Source organism: uncultured Sphingomonas sp., assembly GCF_964244235.1.
GTDB lineage: Bacteria > Pseudomonadota > Alphaproteobacteria > Sphingomonadales > Sphingomonadaceae > Sphingomonas.
On sequence record NZ_CAXTII010000116.1, the window covers coordinates 1 to 6398 of the forward strand.

General features: G+C 66.3%; 9 protein-coding genes. 8 read left to right on the top strand and 1 reads right to left on the bottom strand.

The features are described 5' to 3' along the window. The 3 genes from ACFE7D_RS13650 to rimM all read left to right on the top strand — a co-directional run. Window positions 1–1280: signal recognition particle protein (locus tag ACFE7D_RS13650; RefSeq protein ID WP_375395961.1), on the top strand; the 1280-nt coding region annotated here is incomplete at its 5' end. Between the two features lie 33 nt (window positions 1281–1313). Continuing rightward, on the top strand, window positions 1314–1808 hold the full coding sequence (gene rpsP / locus ACFE7D_RS13655) for a 30S ribosomal protein S16 (protein WP_375395962.1): 495 nt from the start codon (window positions 1314–1316) through the stop codon (window positions 1806–1808). Between the two features lie 213 nt (window positions 1809–2021). Continuing rightward, entirely contained in the window at window positions 2022–2510 is a 489-nt protein-coding gene (rimM, locus tag ACFE7D_RS13660) for a ribosome maturation factor RimM (protein ID WP_375395963.1), read from the top strand. A gap of 3 nt (window positions 2511–2513) precedes the next feature. On the opposite strand, the gene ACFE7D_RS13665 is transcribed toward rimM, so the two are convergent. Next, window positions 2514–3419: an NAD(P)/FAD-dependent oxidoreductase gene (locus tag ACFE7D_RS13665; protein WP_375395964.1), complete on the bottom strand. Its 906-nt coding sequence runs from the start codon at window positions 3417–3419 to the stop codon at window positions 2514–2516. Window positions 3420–3507: 88 nt separating this feature from the next. Here ACFE7D_RS13665 and ACFE7D_RS13670 point away from each other — a divergent pair, with 88 nt between their 5' ends. The 5 genes from ACFE7D_RS13670 (at window position 3508) to ACFE7D_RS13690 (ending at window position 6321) form a co-directional block, all read left to right on the top strand. Next, window positions 3508–3771, top strand: a complete 264-nt coding sequence (locus ACFE7D_RS13670; protein WP_375395965.1) for an AbrB/MazE/SpoVT family DNA-binding domain-containing protein — start codon at window positions 3508–3510, stop codon at window positions 3769–3771. After that, window positions 3768–4145 (top strand): type II toxin-antitoxin system VapC family toxin, encoded by a 378-nt coding sequence (locus ACFE7D_RS13675; protein WP_375395966.1) that lies wholly within the window; start codon window positions 3768–3770, stop codon window positions 4143–4145. Before ACFE7D_RS13670 ends, ACFE7D_RS13675 begins: the two co-directional genes overlap by 4 nt. Continuing rightward, entirely contained in the window at window positions 4142–4873 is a 732-nt protein-coding gene (gene trmD / locus ACFE7D_RS13680; protein WP_375395967.1) for a tRNA (guanosine(37)-N1)-methyltransferase TrmD, read from the top strand. The genes ACFE7D_RS13675 and trmD overlap by 4 nt, the downstream gene beginning before the upstream one ends. Beyond that, entirely contained in the window at window positions 4870–5262 is a 393-nt protein-coding gene (gene rplS, locus ACFE7D_RS13685; RefSeq protein ID WP_174286470.1) for a 50S ribosomal protein L19, read from the top strand. Before trmD ends, rplS begins: the two co-directional genes overlap by 4 nt. 75 nt (window positions 5263–5337) lie before the next feature. Beyond that, a complete protein-coding gene (locus tag ACFE7D_RS13690; protein ID WP_375395968.1) occupies window positions 5338–6321 on the top strand; it encodes an MlaA family lipoprotein in 984 nt (327 codons plus the stop codon). Window positions 6322–6398: the final 77 nt, after the last annotated feature.

Sequence of the window (6398 nt, forward strand, 5' to 3'; positions counted from 1 at the left end):
ATGCGTTGGTCGCGATGCTGGGCGCGGATGCGTCGGAGCTGGACCTGAACGTCTCGCCGCCTGCGATCATCATGATGGTCGGCCTGCAGGGCTCGGGCAAGACGACCACGACCGCGAAGATCGCCAAGCGGTTGTCGGGCGGCCAAATTTCGACTGGTGGCGGCGGGCGGGACCGGAAGAAGGTGCTGATGGCGTCGCTCGACGTCAATCGCCCCGCCGCGCAGGAGCAGCTGGCGACGCTCGGCACGCAGATCGACGTCGCGACGCTGCCGATCGTGCAGGGTCAGCAGCCCGTCGATATCGCCCGGCGCGCGATCCAGGCGGCGAAGCTGCAGGGCTATGACGTCCTGATGCTCGATACCGCGGGCCGGTTGCACGTCGACCGGGCGCTGATGGACGAGATGAAGGCGGTCGCCGACATCACGCGGCCGCAGGAAATCCTGCTCGTCGTCGATTCGCTGACCGGGCAGGACGCGGTCAACGTCGCGCAGAATTTCAGCGAGCAGGTGCCGCTGACGGGTATCGTGCTGACGCGGATGGACGGCGATGCGCGCGGCGGCGCGGCGCTGTCGATGCGCGCGGTGACGGGCAAGCCGATCAAGTTCGCCGGGACGGGCGAGAAGCTCGATGCACTGGAGGCGTTCCACCCGGAGCGTGTCGCTAGCCGTATTCTCGGCATGGGCGACGTCGTGTCGCTCGTCGAGCGCGCCGCGGAATCGATCCAGCAGGAAGACGCCGAACGCATGGCGTCGCGGCTGGCCAAGGGTCAGTTCGACATGAACGACCTGCGCGGCCAGCTTCAGCAGATGCGCCGCATGGGCGGGCTGGGCGCGCTGGCGGGGATGATCCCCGGCATGAAGAAGGCGCAGAACGCGATGGCGGCGGCGCCCGGCAGCGACAAGGTGCTGGTGCATATGGAGGCGATCATCGGATCGATGACGCTGAAGGAACGCGCGAAGCCCGAGGTCATCACCGCCAAGCGCAAGATCCGCATCGCCAAGGGATCCGGCACCAATGTGCAGGACGTCAACAAGCTGATGAAGATGCACCTCGAAATGTCGACCGCGATGAAGAAGATCCGGAAGATGGGCGGCATCAAGGGCATGATGGCGATGCTGGGCAAGGGCGGCATGGGCGGTCTCGGCAACGCGATCGGCGGTGCCGACATGGGCGAGGCGATGAAGGGCCTCGGCGGCGGACTGCCCGGCCTGCCGGGGCTTCCCGGATCCGGCGGCGGGGTGCCACCGGGCATGGCCGGTTTCGGCAACCGCAAGAAATAATCAACCAACGCAATTATCTAGAAGGAATACCTAATGGCACTCAGCATTCGTCTCTCGCGTGGCGGCTCCAAGAAGCGTCCTTACTACCGCATCATCGTTGCAGATGCGCGTAGCCCTCGCGATGGCAAGTTCATCGAGAAGATCGGCAACTACAACCCGCTTCTCGCCAAGGACAACGACCAGCGCGTCCAGATCGATGCCGAGCGCGCCAAATACTGGCTGTCGAACGGCGCGCAGCCGACCGACCGCGTCGCCCGCTTTCTCGATGTGGCCGGCGTCCGCGAGCGTCCGGCACGGCTGAACCCGACCAAGGGCAAGCCCGGCGAGAAGGCCACCGAGCGTGCCGAGGAACGCGCGACCAAGCAGGCCGAAGCCGACGAGGCCGCCGCCGCCGCCGCAGCCGCCGCGACCCCCGCCGCGGACACGCCGGAAGAGGCCGAAGCCGTCGTCGCCGCGGATGTCGAGGCCGCGACCGAAACGCCGACGGCCGAGGCCGAGCAGGTCGCCGAGGCCACCAGCGAACAGTAAGGCACGGATCATGGCACGGCGCGTTTCGTTTTTCCCGATCGAATAAGAAAGAAGCGTGCGATGACCTTGCCACCCGATCCGCGAACGGCTCCCGATGAGCCAGTGGAAACCGGACCCGATGTCGGCAACCGCGGCATTTCCTCGGATGAACCGGCCGAGGGTGCCGACGACGAACCCGCCGGGCAGCCCGGCTCCCCCGAAGGATGATGATCTATGTCCGTCGATACGGTGACCCTGGCGGTCGTCGTCGGTGCGCACGGGATGGGCGGCGAAGTGCGGCTGAAATCCTTCGCCGACGATCTGTCCGCCTACCGCGTCTTCAACGGCGGCGCGCTGACCGTCCGATCGCTACGGCATGGTGGCAACGGCGTGATCGCGCGGTTCGACCAGGTCGCCGACCGCACCGCGGCCGAGATGATGCGGGGCACCGAACTGACCGTGCCGCGCTCCGCGTTGCCGCCGCTGGGTGAGGGCGAATATTATCACGCCGATCTGATCGGGCTGCCCGTCGGCCTGGCGGACGGTACAGCAATCGGGCGCGTCGTCGCGGTCGAGAATTTCGGCGCCGGGGACGTGATCGAGATCGAGCGGCCCGGTGCTGGCGACAAGCCCCGCACGCGCTTCATGGTGCCCATGCGCCCGGAGGCGGTACCCGAATGGAACGGTCAGCGTCTCGTCCTGGACTCTGCGTTCGTCGTATAGCGGTCAGCGACGGATCGGTTTGCGATCGGCCAGCAGGTTGCGGATTGCCGTCGCCGCGACGCCGGCCTCGCCCATTGCGTGGCTGATCTGGTCCAGTCCGCGTACGACATCGCCGGCGGCGAACAGGCCGGGGATCGAGGTTCGCTGGTGCTCGTCGACCTCCAGGCAACCCTCGTCGGTCGCGCGTGCGCCGGCTGCGACAGCCAGCTTGGAGCGGATGACCGATCCCATCGCGGGGTAGATGCTGTCGAAGTGCAGCGCGCCGGCGGGCGTATCGACGACGATCCGGTCGCCTTCGATCGCGAAGCCGCGGCACGGACCGTCGACGCGCGAGATGCCGGCATCGTCCAGCGCAGCGCGGCAGGACTGATCGAGGGTCAACGCGGCGGACGGTGCGATAAGCGTCAGGTCGCGCGTGTAGCCGCGCAGGAACAGCGCCTCGCGCATGCCGTGCGCGCCGTCCCCGATGACACCGACGCGCTTGTCGGTCACCTCGTACCCGTCGCAGATCGGACAATAGCGGATCAGACCCCGCGCGAGCGCCTCGTCATGCAGGTCGTCGGGCATCGCGGGGCGGTTGTTGACGACACCAGTCGCCAGCAGCACGGTTCGGGCGCGGAGCTGGCCACCGGTCGTCGAAACGACGAACGTCTCGCCGTCGAGCGCTATCCCCGTCGCCTCCACGCTGTCGACGGTAGCGCCGTACAGCTCCGCCTGCGTGCGCATCAGCGCCAGCAGTTCGGGGCCTGCGATGCCGTCCGGATAGCCGGCATGGTTACGCGTCCGCGGGATGAGCGCGGCGCGGCTCGATCCGTTGTCGAGCAACCGGATCGAAAGATGGAACCGCGCGAGGTAGATCGCCGCGGTCAGGCCGGCGGGGCCGGCACCGATGATCATGCAGTCGTCCATGCGGGAAGCAAGCCACGGAACGGCAGGATGTTCCTTGACACTGCGGCAGGATCGACGTATATACAGGCCGTAGATACGGAGACGATCGATGGGCGAAGAATACCGCGCTAAGGTGTTCAAGTCGGGCAACTCTCTGGCGCTCCGCCTGCCAAAGGCGCTCGGCTTGACGGAGGGAACAGAGATGGCGGTGCGCGAAGAGCAGGGGAGATACTCGTTCGAGCCGATACCCGTAAAGCCGCAGCGGATCGATCTGACTGGGATATACGGCTCCGTACCGGGGTTGATGCCCGTCGAGCGGCTGGAATTCGAACCGCGCGAGTTAGATTGGGGCGGTAAGTTGCTCGATCGATGAGCGACGCTCGGTATCTCGTCGATACCAACATTCTCGTCTATCTCTTGGCTGGCGCCGCCGAACCGCTTCGACGGAGAATGGAATTGCGTGCGCCGGGATCGGTCGTCACATCGGTGCTGTGCGCCTGCGAGGCTATGGTCGGCGCACGCCGGAACGAACAGGAGATCGTCCTGGGTCGGCTGCTTGATGTGATCGAGCCGTTACCGTTCGACATGGTCGCGGCGGCGGCATTCGTCGCGCTTCCTTTTCGCCGTGGAAAGCTGGACCGCTGGATCGCCGCGCACGCTTTGTCGCTCGACCTGACGCTCGTCACCAACAACGAGCGCGATTTTGCCGACATTCCTGATCTGCGTATCGAGAATTGGACCCTGTGACCTTTGCCGCTACCATCCTTACCCTCTACCCCGAAATGTTTCCGGGACCGCTCGGAGTCTCCCTCGCCGGGCGCGCGCTGGCGGAGGGGCGGTGGTCTTGCGAGGCGGTCAACATCCGCGACTCCGCGACCGACAAACACCGATCGGTCGATGATACGCCGGCTGGCGGCGGGGCGGGAATGGTCCTGCGTGCGGATGTCGTCGCGGCGGCGCTGGATGCGGCGGCGGATGGCCGGCCCGTCGTCGCCCTTACCCCGCGCGGGGCGCCGCTGACCCAGGCACGGGTGCGGAGCTTGGCATCCGGGCCGGGCGTCACGCTGCTATGCGGCCGGTTCGAGGGGTTCGACGAGCGGCTGTTCGACGCGCGTGCGATCGAGCAGGTGTCGATCGGCGACTATGTCCTGTCGGGCGGCGAGATGGGGGCGCTGGCGCTGCTGGATGCTTGCATCCGGCTGCTTCCCGGCGTAATGGGCGCGACCTCAAGCGGTGTGGACGAGAGCTTCGAAACGGGGCTGCTCGAATACCCGCATTATACCCGACCCGCCGAATGGGAAGGGCGCGCGATCCCCGAAGTGCTGCGATCGGGGGATCATGCACGGATCGCGGCCTGGCGAAAGCAACAGGCCGAGACCGATACACGGCTAAGGCGGCCGGACCTTTGGGAGCGCCATGAGGGCGCTCGGGTCCAGTCGCCCTCTGGCGCGCAGGCGAAGAAGGACGACCGATGAATCTGATCCAGACGCTCGAAGCCGAGCAGATCGCCAAGTTCCTGGGCAACAAGACGATCCCCGAATTCCGTCCCGGCGATACGCTGAAGGTCGGCGTAAAGGTCGTCGAAGGCGAGCGCACCCGCGTGCAGAATTACGAGGGCGTGTGCATCGCGCGCTCGAACAAGGGCATGGGCAGCAACTTCACCGTGCGCAAGATGTCGTTCGGCGAGGGTGTCGAGCGCGTCTTCCCGCTCTATTCGCCCAACGTCGAATCGATCGAGGTCGTCCGCAAGGGCGCGGTCCGCCGCGCGAAGCTGTATTATCTGCGCGGCCGCACCGGCAAGTCGGCGCGTATCGCCGAGCGTCGCGACACGCGACCTGCAAAGGGTACTGCCGCCGCCGAGTGAAAGCGTGTAAGGGGATAGAGGATCGGGGCGAAGGCATCGGCTTTCGCGCCCTTTCCTTTTGAACCGGGGCGGCAATTGACATTCATCCTATGGACGACGGCCACGATGCTGGCGGGCACGCCCGTTCCCCAGGCGACTGTGCCAACCGCCGCGACGGTCCCGCCGGTCGCCGGTCGTCCCGACGCTGGTGACACCGGACCGGGACCGACGCCGGAACCGGCCGATGCCGCCACGAAGCCGAACGAACCGGTCCAGCGTGACAGGCACGACAGCCCGCAAGCGCAGGCGAGCGCATCGCAAAACGATATCATCGTGACTGCGCGCGATCCGGCGGCGGCCCCCGATCCGCTGCGCGCCATCAACGCGCAATCGTTTGCGGCGACCCAAGCGGTCGACAGCGCCATCATCGGCCCCGTCTCGCTCGCCTACAAACACACTGTCCCAAGTCCGCTGCGCAGCGGGGTCCATAATTTCCTCTACAATCTGCGCGAACCCGTCGTGCTGGTGAACTTCATCTTCCAGCACAAGATCGGCAAGGCGGCGGAAACCGTCGGCCGGTTCGTGGTCAATTCGACGATCGGTATCGCGGGTGTGATCGACGTCGCGAAGAAGCGACCGTTCAGGCTGCCGCGGCGCGGCAACGGCTTCGCCGATACGCTCGGCTTCTACGGCGTCCCGCCGGGCCCGTTCATGTTCCTGCCGATCGTCGGTCCGACCACGGTCCGCGACCTGTTCGGCGGTTTCGCCGACCGCCTGGTCCTGCCCGCGATCGTCGGCAGCCATCGTCTGACAAACCCAGCCTATGCAGTACCCGCGGCTGTTTTGGGCGTGCTCGATCACCGCGCGGAGTTCGACCAGACCTTGCATACGCTGCACGATAACGTCGCCGATCCTTACGCGAACTCGCGGGCGTTCTACCTGCAACGGCGTCAGGCGGAAATTGATCATCTGCGCGGAAGGGACGTGGGTAACTCCAGCCCGATGTCGGAAGCGCCGACCGAGCCGATCCGGGTGAAGAAACTTCGGTCGCCGGGCGGGACGACACCTGTGCAGCCATAGCCGCAGGAGCCCTCGCCGCAGCGCTAGAGTCGTTTCCATTTAGGTTGAAGCATATCCTGAGTTCCTCAGATAGTTGG